The 21,010-nt window shown below is 48.1% G+C and carries 15 protein-coding genes; 11 read left to right on the top strand and 4 right to left on the bottom strand.

The genetic code is table 11. The features are described 5' to 3' along the window. The first annotated feature begins 30 nt into the window (after positions 1-30). The gene (locus tag ACNI23_RS18845; protein WP_420250809.1) at positions 31-3,009 is read left to right on the top strand and encodes a phosphoribosylformylglycinamidine synthase subunit PurS; all 2,979 of its coding nucleotides are present in this window, start codon (positions 31-33) and stop codon (positions 3,007-3,009) included. Positions 3,010-3,200: 191 nt separating this feature from the next. Next, positions 3,201-5,633, top strand: a complete 2,433-nt coding sequence (locus tag ACNI23_RS18840) for a glycosyltransferase (protein WP_420250808.1) — start codon at positions 3,201-3,203, stop codon at positions 5,631-5,633. A 157-nt stretch (positions 5,634-5,790) separates the two neighbouring features. Here the strand turns inward: ACNI23_RS18840 and groL are convergent, their stop codons facing one another. Next, entirely contained in the window at positions 5,791-7,377 is a 1,587-nt protein-coding gene (gene groL, locus ACNI23_RS18835; RefSeq protein ID WP_420250807.1) for a chaperonin GroEL, read from the bottom strand. 46 nt (positions 7,378-7,423) lie between these two features. Next, positions 7,424-7,696: a co-chaperone GroES gene (locus ACNI23_RS18830; protein ID WP_320007531.1), complete on the bottom strand. Its 273-nt coding sequence runs from the start codon at positions 7,694-7,696 to the stop codon at positions 7,424-7,426. A 484-nt stretch (positions 7,697-8,180) separates the two neighbouring features. Between ACNI23_RS18830 and ACNI23_RS18825 the strand changes: the two genes are divergently transcribed. The 3 genes from ACNI23_RS18825 to ACNI23_RS18815 all read left to right on the top strand — a co-directional run bounded on the left by ACNI23_RS18825 (position 8,181) and on the right by ACNI23_RS18815 (position 11,679). Then, entirely contained in the window at positions 8,181-8,453 is a 273-nt protein-coding gene (locus tag ACNI23_RS18825) for an HU family DNA-binding protein (protein ID WP_015850656.1), read from the top strand. Between the two features lie 191 nt (positions 8,454-8,644). Then, positions 8,645-10,015 carry an MATE family efflux transporter gene (locus tag ACNI23_RS18820; RefSeq protein WP_420250806.1) on the top strand — a complete coding sequence of 457 codons (1,371 nt, stop codon included), beginning with the start codon at positions 8,645-8,647 and terminating at the stop codon, positions 10,013-10,015. A gap of 170 nt (positions 10,016-10,185) precedes the next feature. Beyond that, positions 10,186-11,679, top strand: coding sequence for a hypothetical protein (locus ACNI23_RS18815; RefSeq protein ID WP_420250805.1), 1,494 nt, complete (start codon positions 10,186-10,188; stop codon positions 11,677-11,679). Positions 11,680-11,753: 74 nt separating this feature from the next. On the opposite strand, the gene cbiM is transcribed toward ACNI23_RS18815, so the two are convergent. Together cbiM and ACNI23_RS18805 are read right to left on the bottom strand one after the other, a co-directional pair. Then, positions 11,754-12,362, bottom strand: coding sequence for a cobalt transporter CbiM (cbiM, locus tag ACNI23_RS18810; RefSeq protein ID WP_015850659.1), 609 nt, complete (start codon positions 12,360-12,362; stop codon positions 11,754-11,756). 147 nt (positions 12,363-12,509) lie between these two features. Next, entirely contained in the window at positions 12,510-14,138 is a 1,629-nt protein-coding gene (locus ACNI23_RS18805; RefSeq protein WP_420250804.1) for a PAS domain-containing hybrid sensor histidine kinase/response regulator, read from the bottom strand. A 226-nt stretch (positions 14,139-14,364) separates the two neighbouring features. Here ACNI23_RS18805 and ACNI23_RS18800 point away from each other — a divergent pair, with 226 nt between their 5' ends. The 6 genes from ACNI23_RS18800 to ACNI23_RS18775 all read left to right on the top strand — a co-directional run bounded on the left by ACNI23_RS18800 (position 14,365) and on the right by ACNI23_RS18775 (position 20,948). Then, a complete protein-coding gene (locus tag ACNI23_RS18800) occupies positions 14,365-14,538 on the top strand; it encodes a hypothetical protein (protein ID WP_420250803.1) in 174 nt (57 codons plus the stop codon). Positions 14,539-14,673: 135 nt separating this feature from the next. Further along, the gene (locus tag ACNI23_RS18795; RefSeq protein ID WP_420250802.1) at positions 14,674-14,850 is read left to right on the top strand and encodes a FeoB-associated Cys-rich membrane protein; all 177 of its coding nucleotides are present in this window, start codon (positions 14,674-14,676) and stop codon (positions 14,848-14,850) included. Between the two features lie 715 nt (positions 14,851-15,565). Further along, positions 15,566-17,392, top strand: coding sequence for a biotin/lipoyl-containing protein (locus ACNI23_RS18790; protein WP_420250801.1), 1,827 nt, complete (start codon positions 15,566-15,568; stop codon positions 17,390-17,392). A gap of 33 nt (positions 17,393-17,425) precedes the next feature. Then, the gene (locus ACNI23_RS18785; protein WP_420250800.1) at positions 17,426-17,704 is read left to right on the top strand and encodes an OadG family protein; all 279 of its coding nucleotides are present in this window, start codon (positions 17,426-17,428) and stop codon (positions 17,702-17,704) included. 9 nt (positions 17,705-17,713) lie between these two features. Next, the gene (locus tag ACNI23_RS18780) at positions 17,714-18,841 is read left to right on the top strand and encodes a sodium ion-translocating decarboxylase subunit beta (protein WP_420250799.1); all 1,128 of its coding nucleotides are present in this window, start codon (positions 17,714-17,716) and stop codon (positions 18,839-18,841) included. A 361-nt stretch (positions 18,842-19,202) separates the two neighbouring features. After that, on the top strand, positions 19,203-20,948 hold the full coding sequence (locus ACNI23_RS18775) for a phosphoenolpyruvate carboxykinase (RefSeq protein WP_420250798.1): 1,746 nt from the start codon (positions 19,203-19,205) through the stop codon (positions 20,946-20,948). The last annotated feature ends 62 nt before the right edge of the window (positions 20,949-21,010 follow it).

Below are 21,010 nucleotides of genomic sequence, written 5' to 3'. Positions count from 1 at the left end.
CCGGATTTTAATCATTAAGAGGAGATAGCCATGCTCTGGCGTGTCGAGGTCGCACTTAAAGACCATGTCCGTGATGTCCACGGTCATAAAGTTTCCAATAAGATCAAAGAAGAACTCGGTATTGAATCCGGTGAAGTCCGGACTATCAAGGTATATACTGTAGAAGGTCTTGAGAAAGACGAAATCGAAAAGGTTCTGGAACTGGGCGTTTTGCATGACCCGGTCCTGCATACTCCTTCGTTGGAGCCGCTGGCCAAGGATTTCGCCTGGAACCTTGAAGTGGGCTTCCGTCCCGGCGTTACTGACAACGAAGGTCGTACTGCCAAGGAATCCGTTATTCTGGTTACCGATTCTGCTGATGTCGAGGCAGTAAAAGTATACACCTCCACTCAGTACCTTTTTGCCGAAGATCTCGGTCTCGAGCAGGTCAGCCATATTGCAAAAGACCTGCTGGCTAACGAACTCATTCAGCGTTACGAAATCCGTTCCGCAGATGAGTGGGTTAAGTCTCCGGGGTTCGAAGCTAAGGCTGCCCGGGTTACCGGCAAGGCCAGCGATGAAGTTGCAATCATTGATCTCGCTGCCATGTCCGATGACGAAATGATGGCTTTCAGCCGTGAGAACACCCTTGCCCTCAGCCTTGAGGAATTCCACTGCATCCGCAATTACTATGCTGATCCTGAAGTGGTTAAGCAGCGCGAGGAAATGGGGCTTACTGCTCAGCCTACCGATGCTGAGCTCGAAGCTTTGGCCCAGACTTGGTCCGAGCACTGCAAGCATAAAATTTTCAGCTCAAAGATTGAGTACGAAAACAAGGAAACCGGGGTTTCCGCCACTGTAGACAGCCTCTACAAAACGTGCATTATGAACACCACCAAGGAAATCCGTGCTGAAAAGGGCGAAGACGATTTCTGCCTGTCCGTGTTCAAGGATAACGCAGGTGTTATCAAATTTAACGACAAGCTCAATGTCTGCGTCAAAATGGAGACCCACAACAGTCCCTCCGCTCTGGATCCTTACGGCGGAGCGCTGACCGGTATTGTCGGTGTTAACCGTGACCCCATGGGTACCGGACTGGGTGCAAACCTGCTTTGTAACACTGACGTATTCTGCTTTGCTTCTCCCTTCCACGAGGGCGAACTGCCCCCGCGCTTGCTGCATCCCCGCCGCGTATTTGAAGGCGTGCGCGAAGGTGTTGAGCACGGTGGTAACAAATCCGGTATCCCCACTGTAAACGGTTCCATTGTTTTCGATGAGCGCTACCTCGGTAAGCCTCTGGTTTACTGCGGAACCGTGGGCACCATGCCTGTTGAATCCGCAGGTCGCCCCAGCCACGAGAAGAAAGCACTGCCCGGTGACATCATCGTTATGACCGGTGGACGTATCGGTAAAGACGGTATTCACGGTGCAACCTTTTCTTCCGAGGAACTCCATGAAGGTTCCCCGGCAACAGCTGTCCAGATCGGTGACCCCATCACCCAGCGTAAGATGTATGACTGCCTGATGCGCGCCCGCGATATGGGCCTGTACAATGCTATCACCGATAACGGTGCCGGCGGCCTGTCTTCATCTGTCGGTGAAATGGCCGAGGACAGCGGCGGTTGTGATCTTGACCTCGCCAAGGCTCCGCTCAAGTATGACGGCCTCAAGCCTTGGGAGATCCTTGTTTCCGAAGCTCAGGAGCGTATGACTCTCGCTGTTCCGCCGGAAAAGCTGGACGAGTTCATGGCCCTTGCCGATGAAATGGACGTTGAAGCTACCGCGCTTGGTACTTACACCGACAGCGGCCTCTACAATATCCGTTACGGCGAGAAGCCCGTTGCCTGCCTGCGCATGGACTTCCTGCATGACGGTGTGCCTCAGATGCAGCTTAAAGCTGTCTGGGAACGTCCTGAAATCGAATTTACCGGTGAGCCGGAAGTTGCTGACCACACCGAGCTGCTTAAAGACATGCTCGGCCGTCTGAACATCTGCAGTAAAGAATATGTCATCCGCCAGTACGACCATGAAGTGCAGGGCCGCAGTGTAGTCAAGCCTCTGGTTGGTGAAGAGGAAGACGGTCCCGCTGATGCAGGCGTGCTGCGTCCTGACTTTGATGATGACAAAGGTCTGGTCGTATCACACGGTATCTGCCCGAAATTCTCCGATCTCGATACCTACTGGATGATGGCCAACGCAGTTGACGAAGCTATCCGTAACGCAGTTGCTGTCGGTGGTGACATCTCTCATATGGCCGGTATTGATAACTTCTGCTGGTGCGATCCGGTTCAGTCCGAATCCACTCCTGACGGTCACTACAAGCTGGCACAGCTTGTCCGTGCAAACCAGGCTCTGTCCCACTTCTGCCGTGCTTTCGGAGTGCCCTGCATTTCCGGTAAGGACTCAATGAAGAACGACTACAAGGGCGGCGGAGTGAAGATTTCCATCCCGCCGACAGTACTCTTCTCCGCAGTCGGTATTGTTCCGGACATCAATATGTGCGTGACTTCCGATTTCAAGAAGCCCGGTGAGTTTATCTATGTGCTCGGCCTGACCCGTGACGAAATGGGCGGCTCTGAGATTGCTTCCCAGCTTAACTTTGTACATGACAAAGTGCCTCACGTTGAAGCTCTCACCGCTAAAGCGCGCTACATGACCCTTAATCAGGCTATGCGTCAGCGTCTGGTGAGTTCCTGCCACGACCTTTCCGACGGTGGTCTGGGTGTTGCTCTTGCTGAGATGTCCCTTGGCGGACGTATCGGTTGTGAAGTTGATCTTCGCTCTGTACCCACCGAGTACGGCATGTCCACCTTGTCCGTTCTCTACAGTGAGTCCGCATCACGTTTTGCAGTGACCGTGGCTCCTGAGAATGCAGCCAAGTTCGAAGAACTCTTCGCAGGCCAGATCTGCCAGCGCATCGGTATGACCGTGGGCGGCAATTCCTTCGGCCTGGTGGAAGGTTCCGCTGGTATTGTTCGCTGCAAGACCGAAGAACTTGCTACCGCTTTCAAGGAAACCTTGAACTGGTAGTCTGACAGTCAAATAAAGAATCAAAGGCCGCGTTTCCAAAGGGAACGCGGCCTTTTTTTGTTTTCTCTGAAAAAACTCTTAACCGTAACCGAACCGTGTGACTGTTACGTCCTCCTGCACTTATTAGAAAAGGCGAAAATTAATTGTACGCCTTTTCGCTCCAGTGCGTAAAATTTTAGGAGGTTATTGCCATGAAAGGCTTGAATGTGAGGGTGGACCTGCATGTTCACTCAAAATATTCAACCCGTCCATCCCAGTGGATTTTGCAGAAACTGGGTTGCCCGGAGAGTTTTACCGAACCGTTGAAGATTTATGATAGAGCACTTGCCCGTTCCATGAATATGGTCACTATCACCGATCACAACACCATTAACGGCAGTCTGGAAATCGCCCACCTTGATAATGCCTTTGTCAGTGAAGAGATAACCACATATTTCCCGAAAGACGGCTGCAAGCTGCACGTTTTGGCGTATGATATCACTGAGGAACATCATCGCGAGTTTCAAAAGCTGCGTGAAAATGTTTTCGATCTTGTTCCCTATCTTCGCGGACAGGGAATTGTTCATGTGCTGGCCCATCCTCTTTTTGCAGTTAATGAAAGGCTCACCCCCGATCATTTTGAACAGGCCTTGCTCTTGTTTAACACCCTTGAGTTAAACGGAACTCGTGATGAAATGCAGAATTCAGCCCTGCGCACCATTGTCGATAACTTGACACCTGAAAAGATTGACCAACTCGCTAATAAACACGACCTAGAGCCTTATGGTGAGACTCCGTGGGTAAAGGGGCTTACCGGAGGGTCTGACGATCATTCCGGCATTAATATCGCCCGCGTATATACCGAGGTCGTAGATGTTGAGACTCCTCAGGAGATGCTTAAGGCGGTAAGTGAAGGACGGGCTATGGTTCAGGGTAAAGCGGCTACTCCGCATACAATGGCGCACAATCTATACGGCATTGCTTACCAGTTCTATAAAAGTCATTTTGATTGTACGAAACTCAAGCGCTCTGTCGAATGCTTCCGATACATAGACAATGTTCTTGATCCCGGCGATAAGGAAAATCCGTCTATCCTCGATAAGCTTCAGAGCTTCATTTACCGTCAGCGTTCGAAAAAATATTTCAAGACATCCGATTCAGTGCAGGCCGCTTTGTTGCGCGAGGCCAATCGAATTGTTGAAAGTGATGATCGTGCCCGCAATATAAGCTGCGGTTTCAGGTATAGTCCTGAAGAGTTGGAGGACGAGTGGTTCCGCTTTGTGGGAAATGCCACAGACAAGGTCCTTTCCGGTCTGGGTGATAAGATCATCAACAGTGCTTTGGGTGCGAATCTGTTCGATGTCTTCCACACAATAGGTGCGGCTGGTTCCCTGTATACCCTGTTGGCTCCGTATTTTGTTTCCTACGGACTTTTCGCCAGTGAACGAGAGTTTGCTCGCGACTGCCTATCCGCTTTCGGTCACGCGGACCCTTTGGAGGGGGAAACCAAGATCGCACATTTTACGGATACTTTCAGTGATGTGAACGGTGTGGCCTTGACTCTGCAGCATCAGCTTGATGTGGCCCGCAAACATGATAAGAAGCTGACCGTAATTACCTGCGGCTCAGATGGTTCAAGTGATCAGGTAGTAAATTTTACCCCGGCAGGAGAATTTGATCTTCCCGAATACCCGGAACTATCTTTTAAATATCCTCCGTTCCTGCGTGTCTTGGCTCATTGTCTTGAAAACAATTACACCCTGTTGCATCTGGCTACTCCCGGTCCTGTCGGGCTGGCCGGACTGGCTGTAGCCAAGCTGCTCAAGCTTCCGGTTCACGGCACTTACCACACCGCATTCCCGCAGTACGTACGGGCTTTCACCGATGACACGGGACTTGAAGACATAGCGTGGAAATTTATGATCTGGTTCTACAATCAGATGGATACGGTTTTCGTCCCCTCGGAGGCTACCGGGGATGAACTGGCAGATAAGGGCGTTAAGCCACACAAAATCAAGGTGTATCCCCGCGGGGTGGATATCAACCGCTTTACACCTGAAAAACGCAACGGCTTCTATAATGGACGTTTCAAGGTAAAGGAAGCGGTTAAGCTACTTTATGTGGGACGTGTGTCGCGGGAAAAGAACCTTGATGTCCTAACCGAAGCTTTTAAGACGGTATCAACTATCAGGCCGGAATTGCATCTGGTTGTGGTCGGTGACGGTCCATATCTTGAGGAAATGAAGAGAAGGCTGGAAGGGTGCCCGGTTACCTTTACCGGTTATCTTGGCGGTGATGAGCTTTCAGCATGCTATGCCAGTTCCGATGTGTTTGTTTTTCCTTCGGCAACAGATACCTTCGGCAACGTAGTCCTTGAAGCTCAGGCTTCAGGGCTTCCGGTAATAGTCACCGACTCAGGAGGGCCTTGCGAGAATCTTATTGAAGATACCACAGGATTAATTGTCGAAGCCGGAAATGCTGATGCTCTAGCCAGAGCCATTGTCCGCCTTGCTGATCATCCGGAATTGCTCCAGTACATGAAAAAGAGTGCACGGACATATACAGAGAAGCGATCTTTTGATGCCGAGTTTTTGAAGACTTGGACGTTGTATGAGGATTTGTCGAAAAGATCGGCAGTGCAATAACATTAACTTACTTTTAATCATTCGAAGTGGCGAAAACCCATTGAAAAAATTTGGGATTCTTAAACCCTTTTTCAAAAGGGTTTAAGCCGCCGGAGGCAATAAAAAAGCCCGGAAGCATTATGCTTCCGGGCCTTCCTATTTATCTGTAGCTACAGAACTATTCTTCGTCTTCGACTGCGTCTGCGATAGCGCATTCGGTGGTCAGCAGGAGGCTGGACACGGAAGCTGCGTTCTGCAGAGCGATACGGGTAACCTTTTTGGGGTCGATAACACCGGCCTTGATAAGGTCTTCGTATACACCGGTACCTGCGTTGAAACCGAAACCGTCTTTACCAGCGGCAACTTTTTCTACAACTACGGAACCTTCGAAACCTGCGTTAGCAGAGATCATGCGCAGGGGCTGCTGAGCAGCACGGCGGATGATGTTGATACCTGCCAGTTCGTCGTCGTTGCCTGCTTTGAGGTCGTCGAGGACTTTAGCGCAACGTACGAGGGCGGTACCGCCACCAGCTACGATGCCTTCTTCGACAGCTGCGCGGGTAGCGTTCAGAGCATCTTCAACGCGAGCTTTCTTTTCTTTCATTTCAACTTCGGTAGCAGCACCAACTTTGATTACTGCAACACCGCCAACGAGCTTGGCAAGGCGTTCCTGAAGTTTTTCACGGTCGTAGTCAGAGGAAGAATCATTGATCTGAGCTTCGATCTGCTTAACGCGGGCTTTGATTTCTTCAACGTTGCCTGCGCCGTCTACGATAACGGTGTTTTCTTTGTCTACGCGTACACGCTTTGCAGTACCCAGACCTTCAACGGTCATAGCGTCGAGGGAGAGGCCGATGTCTTCGGAAACAACAGTCGCACCGGTGAGGGTTGCGAGGTCTTTGAGCATTTCCTTGCGGCGGTCACCGAAGCCGGGAGCCTTGATAGCGCAAACATTGAGGTTGGCGCGCAGTCTGTTAACTACGAGAGTTGCCAGAGCTTCGCCGTCCACGTCTTCTGCTACGATGAGCAGGGGACGGGACATTTTCAGAACCTGCTCGAGGATGGGGAGCAGATCTTTCATGTTGGAAACTTTTTTCTCAACGAGAAGAATCATGGGATCTTCGAATTCGCAAACCATTTTGTCGGTGTCGGTTGCGAAGTAGGGGGAGAGGTAACCGCGGTCGAACTGCATGCCTTCAACAACGTCCAGTTCGGTTTTCATGGATTTGGCTTCCTCAACGGTGATAACGCCTTCCTTACCTACTTTGTCCATGGCTTCAGCGAGGATTTCACCAATGGTGGAGTCGCTGTTAGCAGAGATGGTGCCGACCTGAGCGATTTCAGCTTTGTCGCGGGTGGGCTTGGCAAGTTTGCCGAGCTCTTCAACGATAGCTTCAACAGCGGAGTCGATACCGCGTTTGATGGACATGGGGTTACGGCCTGCAGCAACGAGCTTTACACCTTCTGCGAAGATGGACTGAGCCAGAACGGTAGCAGTGGTGGTACCGTCACCTGCGATGTCGTTGGTTTTGGAAGCAACTTCCTTAACCATCTGTGCGCCCATGTTTTCGAACTTGTCTTCAAGGTCGATTTCCTTGGCAACAGTCACACCGTCTTTGGTGATGGTGGGAGCGCCCCAGGATTTTTCGATAACAACGTTACGGCCTTTGGGGCCGAGGGTAACCTTTACTGCTTCTGCGAGGGTGTCCACACCTTTTTTAAGGCGGTCACGTGCAGTTACGTCAAATTCAATTGCTTTTGCCATGTCTTATATTCTCCTGATCTGGAAAAATTAATTTATTAAGGGGATATTATTCGACAATTGCGAGGATTTCGTCTTCGCGCATGATGATGAATTCGTCAGCATCGATTTTCAGTTCGTTGCCAGCATATTTAGCGAAGAGAACTACGTCGCCTGCTTTAACGGTCATGGGGTTGTTGTCTTTACCGGGACCTGCAGCAACAACTTCACCTTTCATGGGCTTTTCTTTTGCGGAATCGGGGATGATGATGCCGCTGGCGGTCTTCTGCTCAGTTTCTACACGCTTGATGAGTACACGATCCTGTAAAGGCTTGAGATTCATGGTTCCTCCAGAATAAATAAACTTTTTTTAGATAAGATAAGTAATCCGCGAGTTTATGGCGGATCATACTTTTAAATTTCAAAGCCTGCGTCTCTCAGCAGGCCGGATGCTTCCGCAGAAGCTGACATAAATTAAGACAGTCTGGGGATATGTCAACACCGTGAGTCGAAAAAAAGTACTGCTTTTTTTAATCAGTTTCGATTGTGAGATTTCAACCAAATTTGAGACCATGCGATCCTTTTAGCGCAATCTGCTTGACATTCCTTTGTAAATGCTTGTAAGCCGCCCATTCCGCCCTGATTTTAGGGGCCCGCTGCACCGGCGAAAAGTTACTTTTTTGTGCTTTCTAATGAATATAATGTCCTATCAGGCTAAGATTTGCTTTTCGCTATGGCTTTTTCTAAATTTCTGGTGTAGTGGGCTTTAAGGGGTACGGATATCCGCCGCCTGAGCGCGGGAAAAAATACTTTTGAAGGAGTTAACTATGAGTAAAACTGTTCTTGTTAAGAAAATCCGGGAAAAACTGGAGCTGAGTGCAAAAGACGCATCTGCCGCACTGGACGGCGTTCTCAGCGCAATCGAAGACGGCCTCAAAGAAGAAGGCAATGTTACCCTTACAGGTTTCGGTACATTTAAGACTGTAGAGCGTTCCGCTCGCACCGGACGCAACCCCCAGACCGGCGAAGCTATCCAGATTCCCGCTTCCCGTGGCGTTAAATTCACTCCCGGAAAATTCCTCAAGGACGCAGTTAAATAATTCTGGTTCTGACGAAGCTTTAAAGCCGTTTCCGGGTAACACCGGAAACGGCTTTTTTTTATGTGTACAATATATAATATTACTCATAGCCTTCCTCTCGCTCTACTGCACTTCCAGTTGAAGATGATAAAAAATGTCATGCGCTAATTAATTATAATATCTAGCTGAGTTTCAAGCTATCGGAGTTGAAAATGATATCTTTATGGAACAAACCATTCGGATACAAGCATGTGCTTGATATAAGTATGCCCCTTGCGGTGAGTATGGCTTCCACCACCATAATGCAGGTGACAGACCGTATTTTTCTCGGTCGTTATTCCATGGAGGCCATTGCCGCCGCATTGCCTGCGGGAATTATGTCCTTTCTGTTCATTTCCTTTTTTATGGGAGTGGCCAGTTATATTAATGTATTTATCGCTCAGTATACTGGAGCAGCACGACCGGAACGAGTAGCCTCAAGCCTATGGCAAGGCATATATTTCGCGCTTGGAGCGTGGGTTATTCTCGGTGTTATGGGGTTCTGGCTGACTCCGCTTCTGGAAAAGGGCGGCCATCCTCCAGAAGTTCTGGAGCTTGAGATTCAATATTTCCGTATTCTCATGCTCGGAGCCGGACTTCCTGTGCTTGATACCGCGCTTTCGGGATTCTTTGCCGGACGCGGACTGACCAGAACCGTAATGGTCGTTAATATGATAGGCGCGGCCGTCAATATTCCCTTGGATTATGCACTGATCAACGGTTTCTGGATCTTTCCTGAGATGGGTATACGCGGGGCAGCCATTGCGACAATCACTGCCGGAGCAGTTATTGTCGCCATTTATATTCCCCTTATTTTTAACAGGACCAATGAGAAAGCTTTCAAGACCCGCAGTAATTACCGTTTTGAACCGAAACTTTTCAAGCGGTTCATCTCATACGGTCTTTCTAACGGCATGCAGTTTTTCCTTGATATCTTTGCCATCACTTTTTTTGTGTACATGGTCGGGAGATTGGGAACAGTAATTCTTGCAGCCAGCAATATTGTCCTTTCCATTGATGGGGTGTCGTTCTTTCCGGCTTATGGTATTGCCGTAGGAGTCAGCACCCTTGTGGGGCAGGCCATAGGGCAGGGCAGACCTGATTATGCAAGGCGGGCCACCAAATGTGCCTTGCATATTACCACCGTCTGGATGCTTTTTATGGGACTCATCTATCTGGTTTTCCCGGAACTGCTCTTGTCGTTGTTCCGCCCGGAAAATATTACGGATGCAGTCTTTGCTGATGTGTTGGATTACGGGACACATTTCCTGCTTTTCACCGCAGCATATATTCTCTTTGACGGTACCGCTCTTGTTTATTCCGGTGCGCTCAAAGGTGCCGGTGATGTTGTCTACGTTATGAAGAGTGTGGGTGTCTGTTGTATCGCGGTAATGGTTGTACCTTGCTATATGGGAGTAGAGGTGTATCCCTCCGGACCATATTTTCTGTGGGGCATATTTACCCTGTATGTAATTGTACTGGCTGCTGCTTTCTATTGGCGATTTAAAGGAGGTAAGTGGGAAAGTATGCGGGTTATCGAATAGCATGAGATCATATTATTAATGATAAGACCGGATCGGTATTAACCGATCCGGTCTTTTTATATTATATATATTAGTGTTTTTCTTCAGTTGTATTTTCTTGATCTATTTTTTCGAGCTTGGTAGTTCTGCTCATTCAATTGTAGAGGGTAATTATAATGGGGAGAAATATTGTGTCTAGATGTTTTATATCAGTATTAATGTCGATAATTATGGTTCTTGCAATCTCGTTTTTTGCATGTGCTGAAGATTTATATATAAGTAATTTGCCTGATGGTTCAATTTCAGTGATTGATTCTAATGATCATCCTAATCCTATTTCAAAGCGTCATATAGCTGGTGTTGATACTTTGCTCACAGGCCCCGATGTTTTCGGAATGTTTTTATACAGCAATGAGTTATTTGTGACTAATGATGCCAAGAAAACAATGCTTGTCTTCGATGTCAGTGTGAATGGAAACGTTACACCTAAGAGGAAAATAACAGGTTTATCAATGCCTAGAGGGGTTGTTGTATCAGGTGGAGAACTTTTTGTTGGTGATACAGTAGATAGAAAGGGTCAAATTAGTGTTTTTGATCTCAAAGCTAAAGATGCGGTGAGTCCCAAGAGAGTCATTAAGTGTGATTTTGATGATGTAAAACTTGGTGAAGTGTGGACATTAGCTGTTTCCGGATCAGAAATATTTGTTAGTGATGGTGACAAAATTTACGTTTTTGACGCAGCTTCCAATCTAAATACAAGGCCAAAGCGAGTGATTCAACACAAAAGCGATGCTTTTGGTGCTGCTTATGGACTAGATGCTGATAGTAAAAATATTTATGTAAGTGATAGTAAAAATAGAATTATGGTTTTTCCTATCGCAAGTAGCGGCCAGGTTGAACCCATTGCAACCATTTCAGGACTAGAAACTAAGCTAAGCAGTCCATATAGCCTTACGGTAAAGAACGAGTATATTTATTCCTCTCAATATAGTGGAGGTAAAATTAATGTATACAAAACAACTGATAATGGCGAAGTTGAACCTCAATGGAGCTACACCAGTGCTGATTTCCCTGTTGCATGGATGATCGCCGTGGAAAAAAACAACTATGTTCGTCCTTCCGAGCATCAGCAGAACGGTGTTAATGTCTCGATTATATCAAATGCAGAAAATGCAACGACAGATACAGTCTTGCAGTCTGCTTACCGTACACCGTCCAACTTTGAATTGCGTGCCCCGGTAGGTTCCTTTACCGCCACAGTGGATAGCAACGGTGCTAACGGGGTTTTCCGTTTCAATTCTACGAGCTTGAGCGGTACCACCAATAACGTCCGGTTGTATAAGTGTTACGAAACGAATGGAACCTCTATACCATTTGGGTCATATTCAATTGCTGTAGATCCTGATACAGAGGGGACGTGGTGGCTGGAAGATGATAATGGTAATTATATCGATCCCGGAACTTCCCTTACAAAAGGCACTAATTACTGGGTCAACTACGTTGTAAAAGACAACGGCATATATGACGAAGACCGGACTTTAGGTTCTATTAAGGACCCGGCAGCTCTTGGTGCTGTAAATGGCGGAGGCGGGTGTGTTATGAATCCTGCTGCCGGTTTTGGTTTGGAGTGGGTGTTTCTTGTATTTGCTACCCTGATTGGATTGGTGGGTAGAAGACGGAACTAGTCTCTTAAGCTAAATCAAAAGAAAAGGCCTGATCAGGAATTTCCTGATCAGGCCTTATTTTTCCAAATAAAATATCATGTTTCTTGCGTGGCCAGCAGCATTTCCGGTCTGACTTTTTGCAGGAAGCCGTATGCAGACGCGCAGATAAAGCCTTCGATGATCATGATGGGAACGTGCCCGTAAACAATCATCTGTGCCGCTGATGCGAAGCTCTCGTCAGTAAAGGACAGAGCCAGCGCGGTCAGAAGGGCGGAGAGGGTGATCGACATTGCGCCGCAAAGGAAGGCCCCGAGGCTCATGCTGAAAAAGTTTTTCTTGAGCAGTGGGCGGAACATATAGTGACAGGCCACTGCGGGGAGAGCCATGGTTGCGGTGTTGATGCCGATTACAGTCAATCCGCCGTATTGGAAGAGTACTGCCTGCAGCAGGAGGCCAGTAAGGATAGCCGGAAAAGCTGCCCAACCGAGAAGAAGCCCCATGAGTCCGCTAAGGATTAAGTGTGCACTGGAAGGTCCTATTGGAATGTGAATCAGTGAGGCAATAAAAAAGACCGATGAGAGCAGTGCTACGGAAACAAGTTTTTCCGAATCAAGCTTTCTCAGGCCGATCATGGTTCCTGTTGCTGCTACAACTGCACCGCTGGCAAGTACCGGCAGTGAAAGGACTCCTTCTGATATGTGCATACTCGTATTCCTTATTGATAATGAGTAGGGCAGCCCTAGATCTTTTTTAGGATTTGTGAGGCTTGAGCTGCATACTTTTTTTGAAAGTATAGCACAGTAGCGAGCGTGTCAAGAATGGGCATGGATTCTTTGTCCTGCATTGCGTTGTTAGCGGTACTTTTCGAGCATTTTCAGCAGGTTTTTGTTTTCAATAGGTTTAGCAAGATAATCGTTCATCCCGGAATCCAGGAATTTTTCCCGATCACCTTTCATGGCATAGGCTGTCATGGCGATGATGGGGATATCTTTGTTCTCTTGACCTGCCTTTCCCTTTCGAATGGCCTTAGTGGCAGATATTCCGTCCATAATCGGCATCTGGATGTCCATCATTATTATATGGAAATTGTCTTTGGCTGCTGCTTCTAGAGCAAGTTGTCCATTTTCGACTGCCGTTACTTCGCATCCGGCCAGTTCCATTTGCCGTTTGGCTGCGAGTCTGTTTATGGCTTCGTCTTCAACTAAAAGGATTTTAAGCTTGTTTTTAGAGGGCTTGATCTTGTTCGTCAAAATGGGTGCTACTGTGCCTGATGTAGGGAGACCAAAAGGTATACATAAATATACAGTTGTCCCAATACCTAACTCGCTTTCAATTGAAATATTGCCGCCCATAAGCTCCGCAAGCTGTTTGCATATTGACAAACCCAGTCCCGCGCCTTGATGGGGACGCCGGTAGCCTTCGCTAAGCTGTATGAAAGGCGAGAATAACTCTTCCATCTTGCTGTCCGGTATTCCGGGACCGGTATCGCTTACGCTGAAAAGGATTTTGGTCGTGCCGTCAGTGGTATGAGGCAGGGGGTAAGTCTCAACCTTGATAGCTCCACTATTTGTAAATTTAATCGCATTGCTTATGATGTTGGTTAGAACCTGCTGAAGCCGTGAGGAATCTCCGGTGATCTTTATTGTTGTGTCCGGGTGAAGGCTTAAATTGAGTTTGAGACCTTTTTGCTGGGCGGAAGGCCGGTATAAATCCGTCAGGTTTTGCAAAATTTCCAGTAGGTCGAAGGGGGCCGGATCAACAGTGAGTTTGCCTGCTTCGACCCGTGAAAGATCAAGGATGTCCGACAGCAGGTTGGTTAGCCTTTTGACACCCACCACTGCAAGTTCAATATATTCAAGTTGTTCTTCCCGTTGCGGCGTTGATTTGAGTAATTGCAGCATACCCAGCACGCCATTTAGCGGAGTTCGTATTTCATGACTCATATTTGCGAGGAATTCGCTTTTAGCCCTGCTGGCGGATTCAGCCTGTTCTTTGGCCGTAATCAATTGGCGGTGCGCTTTCTTAATTTCAGTAAGGTCAACATCTATACAATACATGTATTTTGATCCGTCTGGATTCTTCTGCATGGCGTGGGCCGAGTATACAGGCACGATGCTTCCGTCTTTGTGGATCAGGTCCAACTCACCTGCGGGGATACGGATACCTTTGTCGTGCCAGTCCCGGATGTGGCTGATTACTGCTTCTCGCATGTATTCTGGGATAATAAGTTCTTCCAGTTTCTTTCCCAGTGCTTCTTCCTGCGAATATCCATAGAGCTTTTCGCTGGCTTTATTCCAGAAAACAACTTCGCGGTTCTTGTTGTATCCTTGGACCGAAACCATCTCTACATGGTCTATGAGTTTTCTGAATCGTTCTTCAAGATAATTACCAGTGCCATAGAGCTGTTTTTCTAACTCAGCTATGCGTTCGTTTTTTTGTTTCAGTTCTTTGGCTAACTGCTCTTTGCTGATATCAATCATATGCTTCCCCAATGGTTTCATGTAGATTCTTATAAATATGCCATATTGCCCTACTCATGCACAGGGGAGATTTGATAAAAGGGAATGTCATCTCTGCCAATTTTATGACTTGAATTGGAAAGTGCGGTGAAGTGATTTATGATATGTATTTCAGATTGTTAAGCGATTAGCGGTTTTCAGGTTTCTTGGTACGCATGTTGCTTTCTCCCGTGCAGGAGGTAAACAAATGCGAAATAAAAGATTTTCTGAGAAAGCCATCCCTCTTTTTTTTGACGTTGTGGTCTGGGGAGGCTTTGCTGCCTTTCTGGTTGCGACATATATTGCCTGTCAGACTCTTTTGGAGCGCTTTCCCGGTCCTATAAATAAGATTATGAGTATGTTTCAGGATTTTGTCGCATGATTCCATGAGCCGTCGAGCGATCCCGGCATCTGATATGTCCTGGGCAAGGAGGAGAAGTTCTCCAATAGGGTTGACTTCATATAAATAGGGGTTACATTAAGATGAAAATGAAATCCCCTATCAATGGAGCTTTTGATGGAAAATTTAATAGTTTTCGGTGCAATTGGAATAGCTGCAATTTATCTGGCCAGAAAATGGTTTAGTAAAGGAGGGGGTGGTTGCGGCTGCGGTTGTAACTGCTCAGCTTCGAAAGATGGAGAAGATTGCTGCGGTGGAGATGGAAATTGTATCGATGATCTTCGACAAAAGTAGTAATAGCTAATAAAAACAAATATTTTTGTGTATTTACCTTTTGTTTTTTTGATCAACTTGGAACTAAGTTGAAACAAATGGTATTTTCAGCCGTCCGTTATTTGCGGACGGCTTTTTTTTGTTTTGACATGTATACATGTATAAACTGGTGCAGTTTTCATAATTAGCTACATAGGCAGTGGGTTTTTCCGTTAAAAGAAGTTGTTTCACTCGTTAAAAACAAAAATGTAAATCGAATTGTGAAAAAATGTTCAAATGTGTTGTTTTTCGGCCCAAAAAGGGTTCGATAATGAACTTTTACACTATAAATAATATGTGTGAACGAAAATGAGATTGCAGATTTGCTAAAGGGTACCGTAAAGGGGAAGGAAATGTCTGTAGAAAAATAAATCAATTAAATTAGTGTTTTGTGTTTGAAAGGAAGGTCTTTTTGCCTGTTTGTAGGGTCAAAATACGGTCTCAGGGAAAGGCAATTTTAAATAGTACTTACTAAAATTTTTTTTAGCTACTCTTTTTTGCTGAAATTGTCAGAGGATTGTGTTAAGTACTTGTTACTTTCAGCTCGTCTCATTGCCACGCTTTATTTCAGGCTAGACGAATTCGTTCTCGTAAATTACTGGTTTCCTTTAAAAAATTTGGGTTTAACAAGAATGTGTATCCGCATGCTCCCCCGCTTGCGGCGATGTGTTCCATTCTCAAACCATAGGGAGGGGAAGTGGCCAAGAAGAAGATTAGGTTCATGTGTACAGCCTTTCGTGACGGATTTCAGTCCGTTTACGGGGCCAGAGTTAAGACCGATGATTTCCTGCCAGCCGTAGAAGCGGCCAAGGAAGCAGGTATTGATTGGTTTGAAGCTGGCGGAGGCGCACGGTTCCAGGCCCTCTACTTTTATTCCAATGAATGTGCCTTTGATATGATGGACAGGTTCAGGGAGACCGCAGGTCCCGATGCCGACCTTCAGACACTCGCTCGTGGTGTCAACGTTGTCGGACTCGAATCTCAGCCCAGTGACGTCATCAAAGCCCATGCCGATCTCTTTGCCAAGCACGGCATCACCACCATCCGTAACTTTGACGCTCTTAACGACGTCAATAACCTGATCTATAGCGGCCAGTGTATTGCTGATGCCGGACTTAAACATCAGGTTGTAGTTTCCATGATGGAACTTCCTCCGGGATGTTCCGGCGCACACGATGCCGCATTTTACGAGAAGACTCTGCGTCAGATTCTTGATGCGGAGATTCCTTATGATTCCGTCTGTTTTAAGGACGCTTCCGGTACATCCACCCCGGCCAAGGTTTACGAGACCATCAAGGCCGCCAAGAAGATGCTGCCCGAAGACGTCATGCTCCACTTCCATACCCATGAAACAGCAGGAATCGGCGGACTTTGCTATCACTCTGCCATTGCAGCAGGTGCTGATGCTATTGACCTGTCCATGGCTCCCGCTTCCGGCGGAACCTGCCAGACTGACATCATCACCATGTGGCATATTCTGCGTGGTACTGATTATACCATTGATGTCGATATCGATAAGATTATCAAGGCCGAAGACGTTTTCCGTGACTGCATGAAGGACTACTTCCTGCCGCCCGAAGCGACTCAGGTCGATCCCATGATTCCTTTCAGCCCCATGCCCGGTGGCGCATTGACTGCGAACACCCAGATGCTCAGGGATAACGGTCTCATGGATAAATATCCCGAAATCATCCGTGCAATGAGTGAAGTTGTACGCAAGGGTGGATTCGGTACTTCCGTTACTCCGGTTTCCCAGTTCTACTTCCAGCAGGCTTTCAATAACGTTATGTTCGGGCCTTGGGAGAAGTTTGCTGACGGTTACGGCAAGATGGTTCTGGGTTACTTTGGTAAGACTCCTGTCGAGCCTGATCCGGAAATCGTCAAGCTTGCATCTGAACAGATGGGACTTGAACAGACCAAGAAAACTCCGCTTGAAATCAACGATGCAGATCCTTCCAAAGGTCTCGCACCTGCACGCGAAGTCTGTGAAAAAGAAGGTTTCGAGCTCACCGATGAAAACATCTTCATCGTGGCTACCTGTAAAGACAAGGGCGTCAGCTACCTTAAAGGCGAAGCCCGTGTCGGTGTCCGTTACAAGAAGGATGTTGAAGCCGAGCAGCTCAAGAAACTTGGCGCATCTGTCGGCGGCGGTTCCGGTTCCGGAACAGTCAACGTTACTGTGGACGGTCAGTCCTACACAGTTAATGTCGACGGCTCCACCGCGACTGTTAACGGCAAGTCCTTCAACATCGGTGCCGGCGATGCTCCCGCAGCCGGCGGCGCAGCACCTGCTGCCTCCGCAGGCACAACTGAGCCTGTAGCCGCTCCCATGCCCGGTTTGATTATCAGGCTGGCTGTTGAGCCCGGAACACAGGTTCAGGAAGGGCAGACCATCGTAGTCATGGAAGCCATGAAGATGGAAATGGAAGTTAAGGCGCATAAGGCCGGAACTGTGAACTCCTTCTCCGTTACCGCGGGTGATCAGGTGCAGCAGGGACAGCCTCTCGCTCAAATGACAGTCTAGTCTCCTGACAGATAAGCTAAAAAGGAGATTCAAATGCAACAGATGTTGTTCAGTTGGAACAACGTGGTGGCGGGTGACGGCGTAGCACTTTCTGTAACAGGTATGAGTATCGTTTTCGTAGCTCTGCTGCTGGTTAGTGTTTACATTGCGCTGCTTCCCAAGATTGCTGCGTTCTGCAATAAGATTATTCCGCCTTCAGCCCATCACAGCGGGCCGGTGGCCAGTGCACCCACTCCTCAGGTCAAAACAGGGCCTTCGGAAGCGGAAGTTGTGGCTGCTGCAGTGGCGTATCTGCATAAAAACAAGGGCTAGACGGACGTTATGGATATACTTCTGCACTTCATGAGCACTACGGGCTTTGCAGAGATGACTCCCGGCAACTTCATTATGATTGTCATCGGAGCCATATTCATTGCCCTTGCTATTATTAAGGACTACGAGCCGCTGCTGCTCCTGCCCATCGGGTTTGGTGCAATCGTCGGTAACATCCCGTCTATTGCCGGGATGCCGCTGAGCGTTTACGACGAAGGCAGTGTGCTTTACTATATCTACTTCGGGGTCAGTAAAGGGATATTCCCTCCGCTGATTTTCCTAGGCATCGGAGCCATGACCGACTTTTCGTGCATGCTCTCAAACCCGAAACTGGTACTGCTCGGTGCAGCAGCCCAGATGGGTATTTTCGCAACTCTTATTGGAGCCATGTATATGGGCTTCACCCCCAGTGAAGCCGGTGCTATCGGCATTATCGGCGGGGCGGACGGGCCTACGGCCATCTTCCTCTCCTCTAAGCTGGCACCGCATCTCCTAGGGGCTATCGCTATTGCCGCGTACTCATACATGGCACTGGTTCCGGTTATCCAGCCTCCTATTATGAAGCTGATGACCACAAAGAAAGAGCGTCTTATCCGTATGAGCGCGCCTCGTGAAGTTTCCACCCGTGAAAAGATCCTTTTCCCGGTGGGCGGCTTCATCATTACCGCGCTTATTGCTCCGGGCTCTCTTGCCCTGGTGGGTATGCTCTTCTTCGGTAACCTGCTTAAAGAATCCGGCGTTACCGAGCGTCTGGCCGAGACCGCACGTACTGCGCTTATTGACTCGGTTACCATTCTGCTCGGTTTCTCTGTTGGCGCATCCACTCAGGCTCAGACCTTCCTGACTCCTGACAGCCTGCTCATCTTCGGGCTGGGTGCTGCCTCCTTCTGTGTTGCTACTGCCTGCGGTCTGGCTTTTGCCAAGTTTATGAACCTGTTCCTTAAGGACAAGATCAATCCGCTGGTCGGTGCTGCAGGTGTATCCGCTGTTCCTGACTCCGCACGAGTTGTTCAGATGGTAGCCCGCGACGAAGATCCTCATAACTTCCTGCTCATGCACGCCATGGCTCCCAACGTAGCCGGTGTACTCGGTTCTGCCGTTGCAGCAGGTGTTCTCTGGTCCGTTCTGGCACTTTAGGAGAAGTTAAGATGAATAAGCTTTCCAAACAAACCGTAATGACCAAACGCAAGCGTAAGCTCGCGATGGCGACTAACGAAAAACCGGAAAGCAAGCTGGAGACAGCAGGTCGCAACTGACCGAATACAAGGCGCATTCCCTAGCGGGGAATGCGCCTTTTCATTTGTGATACCCCGGCAGGGGGAAGTGTGAACATTATTGGTCTAATTGTGTAAAAATTTGCGAAGCCGAACAGGGAAGCTGTTCATTAGGGAAAACTTATTAATTTTAAGTAAATGAACAGTGGCATTTTATCGCAAATGGCGTTAATGGCGACTTCCAGAAGTCGTGACGACTTACATTTTCTTTGGAGGAAAAAACAGTGGCTAGTCAGTCAACCTATGAGTTTTACAAAGATGACCTTTCCAAGATTCCGCCTCTCCGGGCGATTGCGGAAACTCTGCTTGCAGATAAACGGGTAAGAAAAGTTAATGCGGCAGAAGCCTATGAGCTTGCCCGCAAGCAGTGGGATGTAATGGAAACAGATCATCCTATTTATCCTGAAGCAGCAAAAAGACTCGGCCTGCCCGAGGGAGCAAAACTGCTCAATCATTGCCACGGAAAAATTGTAGGCCGTACCGCTATGGCCCGACGTTTTTACAACCGTCTGAACGGACCTGATCAGCGCAAGGTTCTCGGAGATTTACGGGAAGCAATCTCTGATATGCAGGAACGTCCGCTCATCAAGGCCGAGGCTATTGTCGGTCTGGATCAGGACCTGATGATCAAGGCTACCATCCTCGGTGGCGAAGATGATGCTGCTAATATTTTCAACTGGCTGGTCAATTTCACTCCCTTTGACGAACTGGCGGAAGAATACGCCAAAAGCGCAAATCTGCCCATTCAGGATATCATCATTATCGGTGACAACCTCTGGCGCAACGATGACCCTTTCTATCACAATCAGGGCAACCCGCAGTTGGCCCTTGTTGATGAAGAGTGCAACGTTATCTACAATTTCGGTATGCGCTACTTTGGTGAGCGCAAGAAGGGAACACTTACCCTCGCTTGGACTTCCGGTATTCGTGTAGGTATGGCTGCCTGTCACGGCGGTATCAAAGAGATCGATTTTGCCGATTGCAAGGATGCTGCAATTAAGAAGCTGGGCAAAAAGTCTATCGCCTTCTTCGGACTGTCCGGTACAGGGAAATCCTCCCATACCAACTCCCACGACAATGGCGGAACCCTTCCCGAAGGATTTGCCAAAAAAGTACTGCACGATGACGCTTTCCAGATCGATACTGAAAACCGCGTCTGCCGCGCCTGGGAACCGACCCTTTTTGATAAGACTGACTCCCGTCCCTTAGGTAACCCGGACTGGAAATATATGATTTCCGTGATGAACCACGCTATGCTGGAAATCGACGGAAAGGTGATGCCTCTTGGGCAGGATATCCGTAACCCCAACGGACGTGCACTTATCGACCGCGATGTTATCGGTGACCACGTCAACCGTTGCACATTCCCGGATTCTCTGTGCTGGCTGATGAAAGATACCTGTCTGCCTCCGATTATCCGCTTCACCGACACCTATCTTGCTGTTGCAATGGGTGCTGCGCTGATGACCAAGCGTAACCTTGCAGAAAACGTTTCTGAGGAAGAACTTAAGAAGCTGGTTTTCATCCCTTACGCCAACCCCTTCCGTGTTTACGAACTCTGGAAGGATGTTGAATCATTTGCGCATGTATTTGATTGCGGTGCACACGGCTACAGCTTCAACTCTGTCGGCTTCTGGCGCTCTTCAGATACTGATCTTAATCCCATTCCCCTGCAGACTTCACTGACCCTGCAGACTATGATTCTGACTGACCAGTTGGAATGGGAAGATTGGGACCTGCTGCCCGGGGCGCAGATTCCCAAGCGGAATTGTATGGAAAAAGTGCTGCCCGGTTTTTACGACACCTACAATCCGGCTAACGTGGAACACAGAGCAGAGTATTTCCAGACTCTCAAGGACCGCTTTGCACAGCGCAGGCACTTCCTTGAGCAGACCGATGATCTAAACTGCAAGCCTGAACTGCTCGCAAAGCTGACCAATGCTTTGCACATTAAAGGCTGGTTTAAATAAATTCTGCAACACTTGTATGTGTTAAGTTAAAAAGGTCGCAATATCCTTCAGGATATTGCGAC

The organism is Maridesulfovibrio pacificus (SeqCode), assembly GCF_048612815.1.
Lineage (GTDB): Bacteria > Desulfobacterota > Desulfovibrionia > Desulfovibrionales > Desulfovibrionaceae > Maridesulfovibrio > Maridesulfovibrio pacificus.
This window is presented reverse-complemented; position numbering and strand designations above follow the sequence as displayed.